12 protein-coding genes and 1 tRNA gene are annotated in these 18,817 nt (G+C 46.9%); 5 read left to right on the top strand and 8 right to left on the bottom strand.

Going from position 1 to position 18,817, the window contains the following annotated elements; all coding sequences use genetic code 11:
• Window positions 1-232 precede the first annotated feature (232 nt).
• A complete protein-coding gene (gene uvrB, locus KDK19_RS02120; protein ID WP_257255618.1) occupies window positions 233-2,239 on the top strand; it encodes an excinuclease ABC subunit UvrB in 2,007 nt (668 codons plus the stop codon).
• Between the two features lie 171 nt (window positions 2,240-2,410).
• Here the strand turns inward: uvrB and KDK19_RS02115 are convergent, their stop codons facing one another.
• Window positions 2,411-3,160, bottom strand: coding sequence for a hypothetical protein (locus KDK19_RS02115; RefSeq protein ID WP_257255619.1), 750 nt, complete (start codon window positions 3,158-3,160; stop codon window positions 2,411-2,413).
• A 475-nt stretch (window positions 3,161-3,635) separates the two neighbouring features.
• On the opposite strand from KDK19_RS02115, the gene KDK19_RS02110 reads away from it, so the two are divergent.
• From KDK19_RS02110 to KDK19_RS02100, 3 genes are all read left to right on the top strand, one after another.
• Window positions 3,636-3,712 (top strand) — tRNA-Val (locus KDK19_RS02110).
• A gap of 398 nt (window positions 3,713-4,110) precedes the next feature.
• The gene (syd, locus tag KDK19_RS02105) at window positions 4,111-4,668 is read left to right on the top strand and encodes a SecY-interacting protein (RefSeq protein ID WP_257255621.1); all 558 of its coding nucleotides are present in this window, start codon (window positions 4,111-4,113) and stop codon (window positions 4,666-4,668) included.
• Window positions 4,669-4,846: 178 nt separating this feature from the next.
• On the top strand, window positions 4,847-6,706 hold the full coding sequence (locus tag KDK19_RS02100; protein ID WP_257255622.1) for a DUF3857 domain-containing protein: 1,860 nt from the start codon (window positions 4,847-4,849) through the stop codon (window positions 6,704-6,706).
• 7 nt (window positions 6,707-6,713) lie between these two features.
• Here KDK19_RS02100 and maiA read toward each other — a convergent pair whose 3' ends face one another.
• From maiA to hmgA, 3 genes are all read right to left on the bottom strand, one after another.
• A complete protein-coding gene (gene maiA / locus KDK19_RS02095; RefSeq protein WP_257255623.1) occupies window positions 6,714-7,343 on the bottom strand; it encodes a maleylacetoacetate isomerase in 630 nt (209 codons plus the stop codon).
• A gap of 4 nt (window positions 7,344-7,347) precedes the next feature.
• Window positions 7,348-8,658 carry a fumarylacetoacetase gene (gene fahA, locus KDK19_RS02090; protein WP_257255624.1) on the bottom strand — a complete coding sequence of 437 codons (1,311 nt, stop codon included), beginning with the start codon at window positions 8,656-8,658 and terminating at the stop codon, window positions 7,348-7,350.
• A gap of 76 nt (window positions 8,659-8,734) precedes the next feature.
• Window positions 8,735-10,045, bottom strand: a complete 1,311-nt coding sequence (gene hmgA / locus KDK19_RS02085; protein ID WP_257255625.1) for a homogentisate 1,2-dioxygenase — start codon at window positions 10,043-10,045, stop codon at window positions 8,735-8,737.
• A gap of 244 nt (window positions 10,046-10,289) precedes the next feature.
• Here hmgA and KDK19_RS02080 point away from each other — a divergent pair, with 244 nt between their 5' ends.
• Entirely contained in the window at window positions 10,290-12,662 is a 2,373-nt protein-coding gene (locus tag KDK19_RS02080; protein WP_306801297.1) for a DNA polymerase II, read from the top strand.
• A gap of 84 nt (window positions 12,663-12,746) precedes the next feature.
• Here KDK19_RS02080 and KDK19_RS02075 read toward each other — a convergent pair whose 3' ends face one another.
• The 4 genes from KDK19_RS02075 to KDK19_RS02060 all read right to left on the bottom strand — a co-directional run bounded on the left by KDK19_RS02075 (window position 12,747) and on the right by KDK19_RS02060 (window position 18,394).
• On the bottom strand, window positions 12,747-13,970 hold the full coding sequence (locus KDK19_RS02075) for a hypothetical protein (RefSeq protein WP_257291249.1): 1,224 nt from the start codon (window positions 13,968-13,970) through the stop codon (window positions 12,747-12,749).
• 250 nt (window positions 13,971-14,220) lie between these two features.
• On the bottom strand, window positions 14,221-15,549 hold the full coding sequence (locus KDK19_RS02070; protein ID WP_257254991.1) for a hypothetical protein: 1,329 nt from the start codon (window positions 15,547-15,549) through the stop codon (window positions 14,221-14,223).
• A gap of 143 nt (window positions 15,550-15,692) precedes the next feature.
• Window positions 15,693-16,910 (bottom strand): hypothetical protein, encoded by a 1,218-nt coding sequence (locus KDK19_RS02065; RefSeq protein ID WP_257291248.1) that lies wholly within the window; start codon window positions 16,908-16,910, stop codon window positions 15,693-15,695.
• Window positions 16,911-17,164: 254 nt separating this feature from the next.
• Window positions 17,165-18,394: a hypothetical protein gene (locus KDK19_RS02060; protein WP_257291247.1), complete on the bottom strand. Its 1,230-nt coding sequence runs from the start codon at window positions 18,392-18,394 to the stop codon at window positions 17,165-17,167.
• Window positions 18,395-18,817: the final 423 nt, after the last annotated feature.

Genomic DNA, 18,817 nt, shown 5'->3' with positions numbered 1-18,817 from the left:
AACTCTATAAGATTGACAAGCAGACTTGCCGGGGAATCATGCATCAGCAATGGGCATAATACACAAGCCCTCTTCACTGCGCCATCTGAAAACCGAAACTCTGTTTGTATTTTTGTGACGCGCCGTTTTTGCCTGCTTTTTCTGATTAAGTGCAGTGTTCTCAGGCTGCATTTAAGGTCCGGGGCTGTTTATAATCAACGATGGTTTTAAAAGCTTCTGCCAGTGGATACATATGGGAAAGTCATTCAAGGTATCATCAAAATTCCAGCCTTCCGGGGATCAGCCTGAAGCTATTGAAAAGCTGCTGGCGGGCATTCATTCGGGACTGGCCTGCCAGACGTTGCTCGGGGTGACCGGTTCAGGAAAAACCTTCACTATTGCCAATGTCATTGAAAAGCTGCAGAGACCCGCCATTATAATGGCCCATAACAAGACCCTGGCTGCGCAATTGTATGGCGAATTCAAGGAGTTTTTTCCCGACAATGCGGTTGAGTACTTTGTTTCCTACTACGACTACTATCAGCCTGAGGCGTACGTACCCAGCTCAGACACCTTTATCGAGAAAGATGCCTCGGTGAATGAGCACATAGAGCAGATGAGGCTTTCTGCCACCAAAGCGTTAATGGAGAGGGACGACGCGATTATTGTTGCGACGGTTTCAGCAATTTACGGTCTGGGTGATCCTAAGTCGTACTTGAAGATGATGCTGCATATCTCCCGGGGTGAAATAATTAACCAGCGGGAAGTTCTGCGCAGGCTGGCTGAGCTGCAGTACACTCGCAACGATACGGAATTGAAAAGGGCAACTTACCGGGTGCGCGGAGACGTCATTGATATCTTCCCGGCAGAATCTGAAAAAGAAGCCGTCAGGCTGGAGCTGTTTGATGAAGAGGTAGAAGAGATCAGTGTCTTTGATCCTCTGACCGGCGAAGTGCTCAGAAAACTGCCCAGGGTGACTATCTATCCCAAGACTCACTATGTGACACCACGGCAGACTATTCTCGAGGCCACAGAAACTATTAAAGAAGAATTGGTTGAACGTCTGGAAGTGCTCAGAAACAACAATAAACTGGTGGAGGCACAACGTCTGGAGCAAAGGGTTAAGTACGACGTGGAGATGATGCTGGAGCTGGGGTACTGCACCGGCATCGAAAACTATTCCCGCTATCTGTCCGGTACCCGGCCCGGCGAAGCACCTCCCACACTGTTTGATTATATTCCTGATAATGCCTTGTGTGTGATTGATGAATCACACGTCACAGTACCCCAGGTGGGTGGAATGTATAAAGGCGATCGCTCTCGTAAAGAGACGCTTGTAGAATATGGCTTCAGACTGCCTTCGGCGCTGGATAACCGACCCCTGAAATTTGAAGAGTGGGAGGGACGACGCCCGCAAACTATTTTTGTTTCTGCGACTCCCGGCCCATATGAAGCGGAACATCAGGGGCAGATAGTGGATCAGGTGGTTCGACCTACCGGGCTCGTTGATCCGGAGATTGAAGTTCGTCCTGCCACGACTCAGGTGGATGATTTGTTTACTGAGCTTAATAAAACAGTGGCTAAAGGCGACAGAGTCCTGGTGACCACCCTGACCAAGCGTATGGCGGAAGATTTAACCGATTACCTCCATGAAAACGGTGTTCGCTGCCGCTATCTGCACTCTGGAATTGATACTGTAGAGAGGGTTGAGATCATACGTGACCTGCGGATAGGTACTTTTGACGTGCTAGTGGGCATTAACCTGTTAAGGGAAGGTCTGGATATGCCGGAAGTATCTCTGGTGGCCATTCTCGATGCCGATAAGGAAGGCTTTCTCCGTTCCGACCGCTCCCTGATACAAACCATTGGTCGTGCAGCACGTAATGTCAACGGTAAGGCCATTCTTTATGCCGACAAAATAACGGGCTCAATGCAGCGGGCGATCGATGAAACCGAACGTCGTCGTAATAAACAGCTTGCCTACAACGAAGAGCATGGCATTACACCGAAGAGTGTCCATAAGTCGGTGTCGGATATTCTTGAGGGCGCAGTCATTCCCGGCAAGAAGAAAGGGCAACCCAGTCGTAAGGTGGCAGAACCAAAAGCGGATTATCACCCTGAACTGTCGGCTCAGGAACTGGCTAAAACGATCAAGACGCTGGAAGACAGGATGATGGAGCATGCCCGCAACCTGGAGTTTGAAGAAGCGGCAGCCGTCCGTGATCAGGTGGCCAAACTCAGGGATCGGGTATTGAAATGACTTTAGCCTTTAACGAAGCCTGTGAGAAAAACGAACAGCTTTAGCCCCAATACGCACTCAAACTAAAAGGCCGGGCAGCCTGATTATAGTTTTCGCACCAACAGGCCATCCCGGTCTTTGAAAGGATAACCAGACTGCCTGACAGAGACCGTGTAGGGGGATTGACCGATATTAATGGATAAAATTCTTAGAAAAAGCCTCAACATGACCCATCGCACCGGGCAGTTTGCAATGTTGGCCTGAAGCGGCCTGTAATTCAGCAATGAGCATCTCTCTACCATTATCTATAAATATTTCTTTTACCGGGAAGTTGGGGGTATTAAAGCTGGCCAGCAACGTTTTACCAACATAGACACTGAATCGTTTAGAAGGGCCTTTGACAGACCAGTGTAAATTAACTTTTCCATCAATAGCACTTGCAGCTTTGTTGACTGAGATGATGTTGTTGGTGCTTTTTTTCTTATTTGAAACCATAGCCTGAGTTATTTGAAAATATTGTGGCTGATTGAAAAGTGTCAACATTAAAGACTGCCCTGTATCAGGATCAAAGAAAGAAATCTTGATTTCATTGCTCCCACTTTTTATGCCAGAGCTGATAGTCAACAGCCCCGTCTCAGCATAAAATTCATTAGCAGTCAGACTTTTAGGTTTATCAACTGTAGAAATTATCTTGCCATTGCATGAGTTGCTTTTAATCTGTTGATGACGCTTTAATTTTCCATTAACCGATTTGCTTTTCGTCACTGTACTGCTAGTGCTCGTAAAGGTAGAAACTTCTATATGAATACCGCTTTTTCCAAATTTTTTTGTTATTTCTTCAAGGTCAAATGATTGTGCGTTACCGGTGCTGACACCGGAAGTAAAAACAAAAAGAAATAGAATGGCAGTTTTTAGATAAGATTTTTTATTAATTAATAACATTTTTTTCTCCTAATCAGTTTTTTTGGTATAAAAATATAACCTCTTCGAGTCACTCTGCCTGAGGCGTTGGCTTACGAAACGTCATTGATCTTGAGTGGTACAGATGTATCACTTATTAGATTTGAGTTGAAAAACAAGAAATAGTTCAAAATCCCAAATCAGAGAGCATTGATTAATCCTCAGTCCTTAAAAAAACTAATCGGTTCAGGATTCATCCAGAGTAGCCAAGCGCTTATATCTGCGCTGCTTTAACAGGGGAAACAGCTGTTCGTAATCTGTTGTCAGATATTCATCGGGACAACAATATGAACGTTTTTTGTACAGAGGATTGAGCGGATTTTAGCTATATACATGCTTTGCTTTGTATGTATTTTGATCATTTTCGGGTCCAGCCAGGCGTTTGATTTTCTATCAGATAAATCGGGCATCGGGGCTTGCATTTTTCAGCTGCGTTGATAACATACGCAGCAGCTTCAGGCGGTTAGCTCAGCTGGTTAGAGCGTTACGTTGACATCGTAAAGGTCGCTGGTTCGACTCCAGTACCGCCTACCATATAAGTGATTTCAATGAAAAAAGCCCACTTCTTACAGTGGGCTTTTTTTTTCCAAAAAATTAGTCATCCCCGTCCCCATGTTTCGGAGCCTGTTGTAAAACCCTGGTTCCTCTGCAGGGGATAATGTAGGAGGTCTTCATTCCCGCGAAGGAGGCTGTCGCAAAGGCGGGAGTCATTCAGCTTGAGTGATGCAGTTATACCTGCCGAGTACCCACTCTCCCTTTTATATCAAGATTCGTTATGAAATTGTTCCCTACAGAGCACTGGTTCCCACGCTTTTAAGCTCTGTGGTTCCCAGCGTGGGAACGAGTTGAGGCAAGGCAAAAGTTCAGCACGAACAGGCCGGAGGACGTTATACTCACCTTTCCGCTATTTTTTGTTGACTCAGGAAGTCCCTATGCCCAGCAGCCACACTGTCAAAGATGCCTTGATTGATTTTCAGCAGAAATTCAGGAACCGCTATCAGTTAGAGCATCAGTCGTTGCCTGTGATTGAACATGACAGTGACTGGCCCTCTCCCTGCGAAATGCAGGAGGTCATGGATGGAGCAGAAGTGGGCTGGCAGCCTGTGGAGTGCGAGCCGCAGCTGGATTTTGGCAATATTGAATCGGCAGTTGAGTTGGAGCTACATCCGGATCTGAAAGCCTATTACGGCAGCTTTTACTCGGCGAACCTGCCCGCCAGAACCGAAGAAGGGGGGCTGGAATTATTGTTTGCCTGGAGCTCCGGAGATTTTGAACGGTTGCAGGAAAATCTGCTGGGACACATCTGGATGAAACGCAAACTCCGTCAGCCTGTTACCCTGTTTTTTGCCGTCACCGATATGGAAGACATCAATCTTACCCTGAATAATGAAACCGGTGATATCTGGGCAGAAAAAGTCGGTAAGAAACCTCATCGCAAGTTAGCAAACACTATGGCTGAGTTTCTAAAAATGCTTGAACCTATTGTTTGAGGTATGCAAAAGAAGCCATCAAGTCACCATGCTTATGGAGTGGCTCTGAAGCGACGGTCCGAATGAATCTTGACTACCTTCGACGCGTCTCAGCCTCTAAATAACGGCCTACGCTGAACTTTTACAATATTAACGGTCTAAATTCATGCGTGAATTCCATTCATTTTAAGGAGGAGTTATGTTTGGTGAAAATGATTTTATGCGTGTTTATTTTGCTTTTTTGTCCTTATTGTTGTTGATCATTTCAGGTCTGGTTCAGGCGGATGAAGCTGTTCAGGACTATCGCAATCTGTTGTCGGATTATCGCATCGAGATTCAGGATGATCTGACTTATACCCGTACTGTAACGCTGGAGTATCAGGTACTGACCCCCGCGGGTGCGGAGGAGATGCAGGAATATCACTATAGTTATTTTTCCGAAAATGAATCCTTGAAAGTTCTGGAAGCTTCGATCACCCATCCGGACGGAAAAGTGTTCCCGGTTGAAAAAGAGAATATTTACGAACAGGATCTGGGCGGGCGTGATAAGGAGCGGCGTAACAGGGAAGCTGTGGTCATTTTTTCCCGCTTAATACCTGGCAGCATCATGAAGTTGAAGTTCAAGCATGTGGTGAAGAAGAAAAGTCCCATGGGCTTTAATATGGCACTACAGCCTGAGTTGGAACTGGAGCAGAAGAAAATAGTGGCTACGATTCTGCTGCCTGAAAACATACCCATGAAATGGGGGAGTAGAGGCGAGTTTGCTGTGAAAGAGTCCCGGAAAGGCAAACGAAAAGAGTTAACGGTTAGCCTCGAAAACTTCCCTTATCAGGAGATGGAGCCAAATATGGTCAGTTCGGATGATGTACTGCCCATGTTTGCGCTGACCTCACTGAAAAGCTGGGAAGAGATCGGTCAGATATACTATGAGAGCAGCCTGAACAGGCAGACTGACAGTGATGAAATCCGTGCGCTGGCTGAGGAGATCACACAGGGAGCCAAACATCCCAGGGAAGAGGCCGTCCTGATTTATAACTGGGTGGCACAAAATATTAATTACCTGTCTCTCAGCTTCAATTTGGAGGATATGCTGGTTCCTCACCCGGTGGAAGAGATTCTTCGTCATGGTTATGGTGATTGCAAAGATCAGGCTTTGTTGTTGCAGGCACTGTTAAAAGCCCGCGGTGTTGAGTCAAAGCCGGCACTGGTCAGCTGGGATGACAGCTATAAGGATTGGCCGGTGGCGACTTCCATGCAATTCAATCATGTGTTGTTGTTCATCCCTGAGTTGAACACTTGGCTCAACCCTGTTTCGCCACTGTCTACGTTCGGGTTGCTGGATTATAGTCTTTCGGGCAAACGGGTAGTAGTGGCCGGTCCTGAAGGCGAAACTCGATATCTTCCTGCCATGCAACCAGATCAGAACCGCTACTGGGTAAAAAACCAGTCAGTGCTCTCCAGTAATGGACTTTTGAGAGGAGAGAGTATGGTCACTGGCACTGGAATTATTGGAGAACAGATTCGGGAGTTGTTGGCATCCAGTGGTAGTGGTGAATGGAAGGCCAGTAATCTTCTGGCGGACACCTTGAGTGGTGGCTTTGGTAATATTTCTTGGGGAACGCCTGCTTATGATCTGGAAAGACAGCCTGCTTATCAGGGTGACTGGCACAGTCCCTACGCTTTTCAGTTGGGCAGGGAAGGGTTTATCACCACAGCACCAGGGCTTGATTTTCAGGATGTGCTGGCACTGAGAACTTATCTCGTGGATGGAAAACGCAAGTTCCCGTTTACGGTAGGAGCTCGACATTATCGATGGGATCACCGCATGAAACTGCCAAAAAACTACAAAGTAACCCGGCTGCCTGAAAACCTCGAGGTGCGTAACGGGGCAGGCTCATACAGCAGTCACTATAAGATGGAGGGTAATACACTGGTTGTCACTCGGCAGATCGTCGTCAAGAAAAATCTTTATCAACCCGGTGAATACCCTGAATTCGAAAAGTTAGCTTACCTGGCTATCAACGATCGCAGGGCGATCATTGCTTTGAAGCGGCGTTGAGCTTCTGTTACAGAGTGCTATCAGGCTGTTGCTCCGGACTGGCATCAATAAATGCCTTGAGTTCATTGCAGTGCTGATGGACTGCCTGGATTTTTGGATAATCCGTTAACGATACTTTAAATCGCAAGGCATTGTAGACCTGCGGTATCAGGCAGATATCGGCCAGGGTGGGTGTATCTCCGATACAGAAATAGTCATCCCCCAATTGCTGCTCATAAGCCTCGAACCCGGCTTTTATCCAGTGCTGGTACCATTGGTTTTTCTGTTCGTCACTCACTGCAAATTCTGACTTGAGATATTTCAGAACTCTCAGGTTGTTCAGAGGATGTATATCGCAGCTGATGATATTGGCCAGGCTGCGGATCTGGGCTTTCTGCCAGACATCACCCGGGATAATGGTCGGTTCCGGACAGGTTTCTTCAAGCCATTCCAGGATAGCCATTGACTGAATCAGTCTGTTATTCCCGACTGCCATTGCCGGTACCAGTCCCTGGGGTTGAATGCTTTTATATTGCTCCTTCGTCTGCTCTGACTTCAACAGGTTAACCGGGATCAATTCGTGATCCAGTCCTTTCAGGTTCAGGGCGATCCTTACCCGATAAGCCGCTGAAGATCGGAAGTAACTATAAAGCTTCATGGCATTACTCCTTTGCTGGCAGAAGGGTGGCTGAGACTTCACCGAAGCCGATTCTGGCAGCGCCTTCTTTCTCGCACCAGCCTCTCATGACAACGGTATCTCCGTCTTGCAGGAACGTTCTTTGTTCACCATTGGTCAGGGTCAAAGACTCCTTGCCACCTTTTGTCAGCTCGAGTAAAGAGCCTGCTTCCTCTGGCCTGGGGCCTGACTGAGTACCCGTTCCCAGCAAATCACCGGATTGCAGGTTGCAACCGTTACTGGCGTGATGAGCCACCATCTGTCCAACACTCCAGTAAGAATGTTTGAAACTGGACTGAGACAGTTTTTCCATACTTTGCTGAGCACCTTTCATAGCGGGTGTTTGTAGCAGGACTTCCAGCTGAATATCCAGTGCTCCCAGGGTGCTGTTTTCTTCCGAGCTCAAATAAGGCAGGGGTTGTGGATCATCGGCAGGACGAAGGTAACTGGTTCGGTAGGGTGCCAGTGCTTCCAGCGTGACAATCCACGGCGATATGGTAGAGGCAAAGCTTTTGGCCAGAAACGGTCCCAGGGGCTGGTACTCCCAGGCTTGGATGTCCCGTGCAGACCAGTCATTCAGAAGACACATTCCGAATACATGCTGATCGGTCTCATCCAGCGCAACAGGAGCACCCAGAGGGTTGCCCTGACCGATGAAAATGCCCATTTCAAGCTCATAGTCGAGTCGTTTACAAGGACCATATAAGGGTTGTTCTGCATCCGGCGCTTTGGTTTGACCTTGTGGACGATGAAAAGTCTGCCCTGAAACTTCAATAGAAGAGGCTCTGCCATGGTAGCCAATAGGCACCCATTTGTAGTTAGGCAGCAAAGGGTTATCGGGTCTGAATAATGAACCGACTGCTTTGGCGTGATAGATAGATGAATAGAAGTCAGTGTAATCCCGAATCTGGCAGGGCAGGGCAAATTCGGCTTTATTCATGGTGAGCAGAAAGGGTTTCAGCTGGCTTTCAAGCTCTGACTCTGTTCTCAGTGCCCTGGACAGGCTCAGCCTGAGAGCACTCCAATATTCAAAACCCAACTCCATCAGGGGATTGAGGTTATCGTGGGCACAAGCTGCGAGTGCGTCGGCTGCTTTGCCGTCAAAAGGTTTCAGTGCTGCTGTCGCCTTGAGATCCAGAATCTGGTTACCAATGGCTACGCCGCACCGAAAGGGCTCGCTGCCTTTGCGAAAAACAGCAAAAGGCAGATTCTGAATGGGGAAGTCGCAGTCTGACTGGTTAGCACAATATACCCAGCTGGTGAGATTGACGTCATGAGTCTCGTTCAGTGAAATCATTATCTATCCTGAGTGCATTGGAAAAACAGAGTGTCAGCAGCCAATAGCGTAGCCTGACACTCATGATTATTCTTGTTTAAGGTTTCTGGTTCGGGTCAAAGTGCTTCTGCAGGCCAGACCAGCATTTAATATAGTCTTTTTGTCGTATGTCGCTCTCCATCGCGAATTTTGAGGGTACATAGACGTATCGGGATTCAAACATGAAGGCCAGAGTATTTTCATAACGCACGGGTTTAAGCTGCGCTTCGCTGGCTTTCCTGAATACGTCTGCATCAGGACCATGGGGTGACATACTGTTATGCAGACTGCTTCCACCGGGTACAAATCCATTTTCCTTGGCGTCATAAACACCATGAACCAATCCCATGAACTCGCTCATAAAATTGCGATGATACCAGGGGGGGCGGAAGGTGTTTTCAGCCACCATCCAGCGGGGAGGGAAGATGACAAAGTCCAGATTGGCGACGCCGGGTGTATGAGATTGAGATGTCAGTACTGTAAAAATAGAGGGGTCAGGATGGTCGTAACTTACTGTGTTGATGGCATTAAAGCGGGACAGCTCGTATTTATAGGGCGCAGAATTCCCCACCCAGGCAACGACATCCAATGGGGAGTGATTGAGCTCACAGACATAAAGATGACCGGCAAATTTACCGATCAGTTCGAAATCACCTTCTTTATCTTCATACCAGGCAACGGGGTATTGGAAATCCCGGTCATTGGCAAAGCCATTGGCACCTACCGGGCCACGTTCCGGCAGGGTGAGCGGGGCTCCATAGTTTTCGCAGAGATAGCCGCTGGCTTGACTCTCCAGTAGGTTGACCCTGAATTTCATACCCCGCGGAATCACGGCGATATCGCCCGGACTGACCTGTAATCGACCCAGTTCGGTAAAGATCATCAGAGCCCCTGTTTGAGGGACAATCAGCAGCTCGCCATCGGCATTATAAAAAAAACGCTTTTCCATGCTTTGATTAGCTGCGTATAGATGAATGGCACTACCGATCTGCGTGATGGCTTTACCATTGGCTGCAATAGTGGTCAGGCCACTGATAAAATCAGTCGGTTGTTCAGGAGCGGGCAGGGGGTCCCAGCGAAGTGGGCTCGGCACAGGAGGCAGATCCAGGGGAGCGGTTTCCAGCAAGGGGTTCTTATCCCAGCACTGGTAGTTTCCCTGAACAGCAGAAGGGCGGATTCGGTAGGTCCAGGTTCGGCGGTTTTGGTGTTTGGGCGCTGTGAAAGCAGTGGCTGAAAACTGTTCACAATACAGACCATAAGCCACTTTCTGAGGATTGAAGCAGGCCTTGGGCAGGGCATCGGGTAATGCCTCTGTTTCGTGTTCGTTACCAAAGCCTGTCAGGTATTCAAGATCGTCAGGTAATGTCATTAAACTGAACCTGTCATTTTTCTTATCTCAAAAATCACTTCACCCTGTTCAAAGATGAAGCAGTGTTTTTATGCAACCCCTCACAAGGGGCCGTTTGTTAAGGTCTTGAAGTATCTCCATTTTTAGCCAGTCCTGAGAGTTTGTCCATCCGGATTCTTGTTTTTAGCCTCCCCGCGCTGCTGCGGCAATGTTAATATCAGGAAATTATGCTCTCCCGGGAGCCAGTCCGAAAACAGAACAACATTTGAGAACTGACTTGCAAAATACCGAGCCTGTACGCAGAGGCTTTCTTCTGAGCCGACATAGCCAGGACCACAGGGGACAGGCGGAAGTTATTATGTGGGTTGTCACCGATGATGGCCCTGCAAGACTGGTAATTGAAGAGGTGCGTCCCGTCTGCTTTGTCGTTTCCTCTGAGTTTGAGCCGCTACAGAGTGAGTTTTTCAGGACTTATCCAACGATTGAGGCAAAACCGCTGCCTCTGAAGAACTTTCGCCATGAGCCAGTCACTGCCCTTTATAGTCATAACGTGCAGCAATCGTTTCAGATGCAGGAATATTTTCGTACCAGAGGCATAGAGTTGCTGGAAGCCGATGTCAGGCTGGCAGACCGGTTTCTGATGGAGAGGTTTGTCTACGGTGGCGTGGCATTCACCGGAGATCCGGTGCAGAAGTCAGGTTATCGGGAGTACCGCAATGCGCGCATTCGTCCTGCAGAGTTTAATCCCGACTTCAAAGTAGTTTCCCTGGATATTGAATGTTCCGAGCGGGGAGAACTTTACTCAGTGGGTCTTTCGGGAGGAGACTTTGGACGGGTTATCATGGTAGGCGATCAGGAGCGGGTCGACTGGATACAATGGGTTCCGGATGAAAAAGCACTTCTTGTGGCGCTTGAAGAGACGCTTGGAACTCTGGACCCCGACATAGTGATTGGCTGGAATGTCATTAACTTTGATTTTCGGCTACTGCTCAAACGAGCGGAACGCTATGGAATGAAGTTAAAACTGGGAAGGGGGCAACAGGCAGCCAGCTGGAGAAATCGCAGAGGTGAAAGTGGACAGGGCTTCATTACTCTGCCCGGTCGAATGGTCATCGATGGTATCGAGGCCTTAAAGGCTGCAACCTATCAGTTTGACAGCTTTAGTCTGGAGTTTGTGGCACAGACGCTGCTGGGCAAAGGTAAAGCGACAGAAGACGTAGATAACCGGATGGCTATCATTAATCATGACTTTCACCATAACAAGGAAAAGCTGGCCCGTTACAACCTGCAAGACTGCCGACTGGTTGAAGAGATTTTTGAACACACCAACATTCTTGATTACCTGAGATTGCGCAGTCATCTGACCGGGCTGGAGCTTGATCGGATGGGAGGCTCAGTCCAGGCCTTTACCAATCTCTATATGCCACGTTTGCACAGAGCCGGTTATGTGGCTCCGAATTTACCAGAAGGGGGTGGTCTGGCCAGTCCGGGGGGTTATGTCATGGATTCCATTCCCGGACTCTATCGCAATGTGATCGTTCTGGATTTCAAGAGCCTTTATCCTTCGATCATCAGAACCTTCAAAATTGATCCCCTCGGGCTGGTAGAAGGTTTGAAAGAACCGGAAGGTACGATTCCCGGTTTTCGTGGCGCACTTTTCTCACGTGAGCGGCATTTTCTCCCTGATATTATTGCTTCCTTTTGGGCTCAAAGGGATGAGGCCAAGAAGCAAAACGATGCTGCCCGTTCTCAGGCGCTGAAGATTATTATGAATTCTTTTTATGGCGTGTTGGGCTCAGGTGGTTGTCGTTTCTATGACACCCGGTTGGCCAGCTCCATTACCCTGCGAGGGCATGAAATCATGCAGCAGACAGCCCGATGGATAGAAGGGCAGGGCTATCGGGTGATTTACGGTGATACTGATTCTACTTTCGTGCTTTTGGATGAGGCCTATTCCGATGAACAGGCAAGATCGACCGGTAAAAAACTGGAACGTATGATCAATGACCGCTGGACAGCCAAACTGAGAGAAGATTTGCAACTGGACTCGGCGCTGGAACTTGAGTTCGAAACTTGCTACCAGAGGTTTCTGATGCCTACCATACGTGGATCGGACACCGGCAGTAAAAAACGCTATGCCGGCATTAAATCCACTGCTGGTGGACAGGAACTGGTATTCAAGGGGCTGGAAACGGTGCGTTCTGACTGGACGGCATTGGCCAAGTATTTTCAAACGGAACTGTTCTCGTTAGTGTTTAATGATCAATCCCCGGAAAAGCTGGTCACGGAAACCGTTCAGAAAACGCTGGCCGGAGCGTGGGATGACAAACTGGTATATCGAAAGCGACTGCGGCGAAATCTCAAGGACTATGTTAAAAACATTCCTCCCCAGGTCAGGGCGGCCAGAAAGGCGGATGAGATCAATCAGTCACTGGGAAAATCACTTAAGTATCAGCGAAAAGGTTGGATTCAGTACCTGATGACAGTCAATGGACCTGAGCCGCTGGAATATTGCACCAGCCCTATTGATTATCAACATTACATCGACAAGCAGCTAAAGCCGGTGGCGGACGGAGTTCTACCTTTTATAAATCTTGATTTTAATACGTTGATTGACGGACAGATGGGGCTGTTTTGATGTTTCAAGCCATCGTGTCAGACTGGGCTTTAACCATCATCACCCATAGGTCGTAACGTTTCTCACCCTCGCATCAACTCTCTGTTATTTAAACAAGGTGTACAAATAATCCAAAGGAGCATGAAATTTCTTCCATTGGTTACGAGCTGTTTCGCTGAAACTCTCTTCCAGTGAGTAGCCATAGACTATGTTGTTTGAAAAGCCATTGATCAGAGCGAGAGCCAAGGCAGGAGCCAGGGTAAGAGCAACGTTATTCAATAAATGGTTTGAATCCAGTCTTGAGCGTTGTTGCCACAGAAGATGCACAACTTCGCTTCCGACTACCGATCCCGTCGCCATTCCAGCGGCGCACCATAGTTCAGTTCGAACAGTAGCAGTCAGACTTTCTGCCACAAACAAGTTGGCTAATGTGACGTGGCCCAAGAATAATGAATTTGGTGATTGCGCAACATTTACGACTCCGACTGTAGCTGTGGCCCATGACCCAGCTATGGCTCCGGTTCCGGCTAAGACTTCTGCTGCCGTTGCTGTTTCAACTCTAATATCACCGTCTAAAATACGTTTTGAGAGATTACTTATTAATAATATTCCGTCTGTCAATACGGCAGATATGATGTAACCAAAAGCTGCTTTTCCCGGAGAGACACCTCTGGCAATCATTTTCTCGTGGACTATTGTCCCGACCATCATGCCAGTGAAAAATGACAACATTTTATATTCAGTGTGGGTATAGTCCAAAGGTTGGATTGTACTTTCATTCTGGTACCTTAAACCCCCGACAGTAGTGGCTCCGGCTACCGTTCTTGCCATCACCTCATGGGTAAAGTAAGCCGTAGTCATTATGGGTATAAGATAGGGATCGCGGTTAGTGTATGCTTCATATGCACTGTATGCTGTTCCTACAAATCGCAGTGGCTGCCACCAGGGCGTCTCAAGAGGCCAGGGCGATACGCGACCGGCTAAAGCCACCTCGGTGGAGGTGATAACGGCAGCGAGTTGATTACAAAAAGATGATTTGGCCTCTTGTAACTCATTTTGCTCTGTGCCGGACAGGCCAAACCGACCGGAAAGGGCAGCGACCAGCCCCGTTGTTTTGCAGATGCCGTACCAGAATCCGTAGTTGATTACAGTGGAAACGGCTAGTCCGGAACTGCTGCTCACCAGTTTCAGACTATCTTCAACTAACGATGCATTATTGTAGTGGCTCAATAAATTAAACTGCTCTTCTCTCGATACGCTTGAGTGAGCGATCGAACAGATCAATAACAAGTATGAGAATAGCGGTATTAGATTACCGGATGTTTTCATTATTCATATCCTTAACTCGAGTAACTGTTTTATTGTCAGAAAACGACAAATCGGATCTTCCCGAAAAACTATTAACCTGCTTGTTTGTCGTTGTAAAAAAATGACCAGCACACGCAGGAATAAGTCATAAGTCCATAGAACTTTTTTGTTTTAATGAGGCTTTATAGTGCAGCAATGTAATTTTCGCCATCATTATTTGGCGATTTATAAGATAAAATCTAATTAGCCGTTGCTTGCATCTCATTCATTGTTAATTAAACAAGGTGTACAAGTAATCCAAAGGAACATAAAACTTCTTCCACTGGTTATGGGCGGTTTCGGAAAAACTGTCTTCAAGTGAGTAGCCATACACTATGTTGTTTGAAAAGCCATTGATCAGAGCGATAGCCAAGGCAGGAGCCAGGGTAATAGCGATGTTTCTCAATAAACGGTTTGAGTCTAGCTCTAAGTTTTGTTTTAACAGAAGTATCAGGACTCCGAATCCGACTCCGAATCCGACTCCAGCTCCGACTAAAGCTCCAGACAGGACTTCGTCTTCAACTCCGGATAAAAATTCAGTTTTACTGAGTGAGAAGACCATATAACCTGCTACGGCTGTGGACAATGCTAAGTCAAAGATCCCAACAAAGAAGGCTCCGGCTGAGGCTGTGGCCATTGACCCCGCTAAGGTTTCTGCTCCTGCTTGTAGCTCGACTGCATGGGCACTGCCTGAATGAGATGCTGAAAAATGGCTCACGGGCAGTACTAACTCTATCAATGAAGCAAGCGCAAGATAAGCATAGATTGCCTTATCCGTTGAAGAGCCTGTGGCGAGAAACTTGTTATAAAGCATTGCCCCGAACATCACGCATGTGATTGATTTCAATACGGCATATTCACGACAGGTATAATTTACAGGTTGGATTGAAGGTCTGTCAGGATACCTTAAAGCTTGTATGGTGATAGCTCCGGCTACCGTTCTTGCCACCATTTCATGGGTAAAATAAGCCGCAGTTATTATGGGTATAAAACCAGGGTCGCATTTTGTATATGCTCGATAACCAATGTATGCGGTTCCAACATATCGAAGTGGTCGCCACCATTGCAGCTCAGGGGACGAAGGTGATACTTGTCCTGCTATTGCAGCCTCAGTGGAAGTGATGACGGCTGCGAGTTGATTACAGAAAGAAGATTTGAATTCTTGTAATTCATTTCTCTCTGGGCCATTCAGACCAAAGCGAGCTGCAAGGGAAGAGACCAGCTCAGGTGATTTGCAGATGCCGTACCAGAATCCGTAATTGATCACGGTGGAAACGGCTAGCACGGAACCACTGGTGACCAGTTTCAGACTGTCTTCAACTAACGATGCATTATTGTAGTGACTTAATAAGTTGAATTGTTCTTCTTTCGATATACCTGAATGAGCCACCGAACAGATAATTAACAAGCACAAGAACAGCGGCATTAATTTAGGAATGTTTTCATTGCTTGTGTCTTTAATTCGGGCAACTAATTTCTTGGTCAGTAAATGACGAACCGAATCTTCCCGAACCGGGAGTAGTTTGTTTTTTGTAACTGTAAAATCATGACCAGCGCACATAGGAGTCTCTCATTCGGTCCGGGTTCTTTGAGTCTTGCTGCTGCCAAGAGACGATATAGTACAGCAACGGAACTTTCGCCATTTACCGGAAGTGTTGAATAAGCTCAAAGCCTTGCGCCTGTGAAGGATGTCAGGGCGTCTTGTCAATTAAACAAGGTATACAAGTAATCCAAAGGAGCGTGAAATTTCTTCCATTGGTTACGGGTTGTTTCGGTGAAACTCTCTTCCAGTGAGTAGCCATACACCGCATTGTCTGAAAAGCCATTGATCAAGGCGAGCGCCAATGCAGGAGCCAGGGTAAGAGCAACATTATTCAATAAATGGTTTGAGTCGAGTTTTGAGTGTTGTTGCCACAGAAGGTACATAACTCCCGATCCGGCTATCGATCCGGTGATCATTCCAACGACGGACCATAGTTCAGTTCTGGCAGGAGTCAGACGCATAGCCACGAACATGGGTACTGCGAATTGACCCGAGAATAATGAATTTGGTGATTGCGCAGAATCTACGGCTCCGACTACGGCTGTGGCCCATGACCCAGCTATGGTTCCCGTTCCGGCTAAGACTTCTGCTGCCGTTGCTGTCTCAACTCTAATATCATCGTCTGAAATTTGTTTTAAGAGATAACTTATTAATAATATTCCGTCTGTCAATACGCTGGATACAATGTGACCAAAAGCTGCTTTTCCCGGCGAGAAACCTCTGGCGATCATTTTTTCATGGACTATTGTTCCGACCATCATGCCAGCAATAAATGACAATATGTTATATTCAGCGCGGGCATAGTCAAAAGGTGCGATTGTACTTTCATTCTGATACCTTAAACCCCCGACAGCGGTGGCTGTAGCTACTGTTCTTGCCACTACCTCATGGGTAAAGTAAGCCGTAGTCCTTATGGGTATAAGATAAGGATCACGATGAGTGTATGCTTCATAAGCACTGTAGGCTGTTCCTACAAATCGCATTGGCTGCCACCAAGGTGTCTCAAGGGGCCAGGGTGATACGCGACCGGCTAAAGCAACCTCGGTGGAGGTGATAACGGCAGCGAGTTGATTACAAAAAGATGATTTGACCTCTTGTAACTCATTTTGATCTGTGACAGACAGGTCATAGCGACCGGAAAGGGTAGCGACCAGCCCCGTTGTTTTGCAGATGCCGTACCAGAGTCCGTAATTGATCACGGTGGAAGCCGCCGGCCCGGAACTGCTGCTCACCAGTTTCAGACTATCTTCAACTAACGATGTATTATTGTAGTGGCTCAATAAATTAAACTGTTCTTCTCTCGATACGCTTGAGTGAGCAACCGAACAGATAAATAACAAGCATGAGAATAACGGTATTAGTTTACCGGATGTTTTCATTATTCATATCCTTAATTTGAGTAACTGACTTATTATCAGAAAACGACAAAGCGAGTTTTCCCGTACCGCCACAAACCTGCTTGTTTGTGGTTGTGAAAACCCGATCAGCACGCGCAGGAACGAGTCATAAGTCCTTAGAATTTTGTTGTTTTCATGAGGCTTTCCTTATAGTACAGCAATGTAATTCACGCTATCATTGTTTGCTCATTCATAAGATGAAATTTAATTGGCCGTCGCTCGCATCGAACTCGTTGTTAATTGAACAAGGTGTACAAGTAATCCAAAGGAGCATAAAACTTCATCCATTGGGTACGGGCTGTTTCGGTGAGACTTTCTTCAAGTGAGTAACCATAAACAGCATTGTTTGAAACGCCATTGATTAAAGCCAGAGCTAATGCAGGAGCCAAGGTAACAGCGCCGTTTCTCATTAAATGTTCTGAGTCCAGTATCCGGCTTTGTTGAAATAAAAATTGTATGGATCCGGTTCCGGCTATCGTTCCGATTAAGATCTCACTTCCATTCAGGTGTCTAACGTCAGGTATAGCTAAGGTTATGGTGATAAGTTCAGCTATGTTCAAGGATAGATCTGATCTGCCCCAGGAAACCATGGCCGCGGATATGGCTGTAGTAATCGATCCGGCTATGGCTCCGCTTCCCGCTGCTGCTATGGCTCCGCTTCCCGCTGCTGCTATGGCTTTTGCTTCTTTCTCCTCTATACCAGCACTGTCTGAATTAAGTACTGGAAGATAGCTTATTGCTGATATTGTTTCCGTCAATCCAGCAGATATCAAGTAAGCAATGGCCGCTTCCAAAGATGTTGAACCTATGGCGAGCATCTTTTTATAGAACATTATTCCGACCAGCATGCTAGCAGTTGATGACAACATGAAATATTCATTTCGGGCATAATCTAAAGGTTGGATTGTGCTTGTGTTCTGTTTCCTCAAGCTCCGAATAGCACTGGCTCCGGTTACGGTTCTTGCCACTACCTCATGGGTAAAATAAATCGCAGTTTTAATGGTGGCAGAATAAGGATTCTGGTGAGTGTATGTTTGATAACCAACGTAGGCTGTTCCTACAAATCGCAGTGGTTGCCACCAGGGCAGCTCAAGGGGCCACGGTGATAGGTGCCCGGCTAAGGCAACTTCAGTGGAGGTGATAACGGCTGCGAGTTGATGACAAAAAGATGCTCTGATCCCATGTAACTCATTTTCTTCTGTGCCTGACAGGTCAAAGCGACCTGCAAGGGCTGATACTACCTCGGGTGATTTGCAGATGCCGTACCAGAATCCATATTGGATCAGGGTTGAAACGGCCAGCCCGGAACCGCTGATAAACAGATTCAGACTGTCTCCAACTAATGATGCATTATTGTAGTGGCTCAATAAGTTAAACTGTTCTTCTTTCGATACGCCTGAGTGAGCGAATGAACAGATCAATAACAAGCACGAGAATAGTGGTATTAGTTTACCGGATGTTTTCATTGTTCATATCCTTAACTCGAATAACTGTTTTATTGCCAGGAAACGACAAACCTGGTCTTCCCGTACCACTATTAATATGCTTGTTTTTAGTTGTAAAAAAACCGGCCAGCACACTGAGGAATCTGTCACAAGTCCTTGGGACTTAGTTGTTTTAATGAGACCTTTTAGTACAGTAATGGGATTTTCGCCATCATTTTTTGGTGATTCATAATCTAATTATCCGTCGCTTGCATCTTACTCATTCTTAATTAAACAAGGTGTACAAATAATCCAGTGGAGCATAAACCTTCTGCCATTGGTTGCGGGCTGTTTCGGAAAAACTTTCTTCCAGCGAGACGCCATATAGAGCATTGTTTGAAAAGCCATTGATCAGAGCAAGGGTGAATGCATGAATCAAGATTATAGCGACGTTGCTCAATAAAT

It is taken from the genome of Endozoicomonas sp. ONNA1 (genome assembly GCF_024606325.1).
Taxonomy (GTDB): Bacteria; Pseudomonadota; Gammaproteobacteria; order Pseudomonadales; family Endozoicomonadaceae; genus Endozoicomonas_A.
This window is presented reverse-complemented; position numbering and strand designations above follow the sequence as displayed.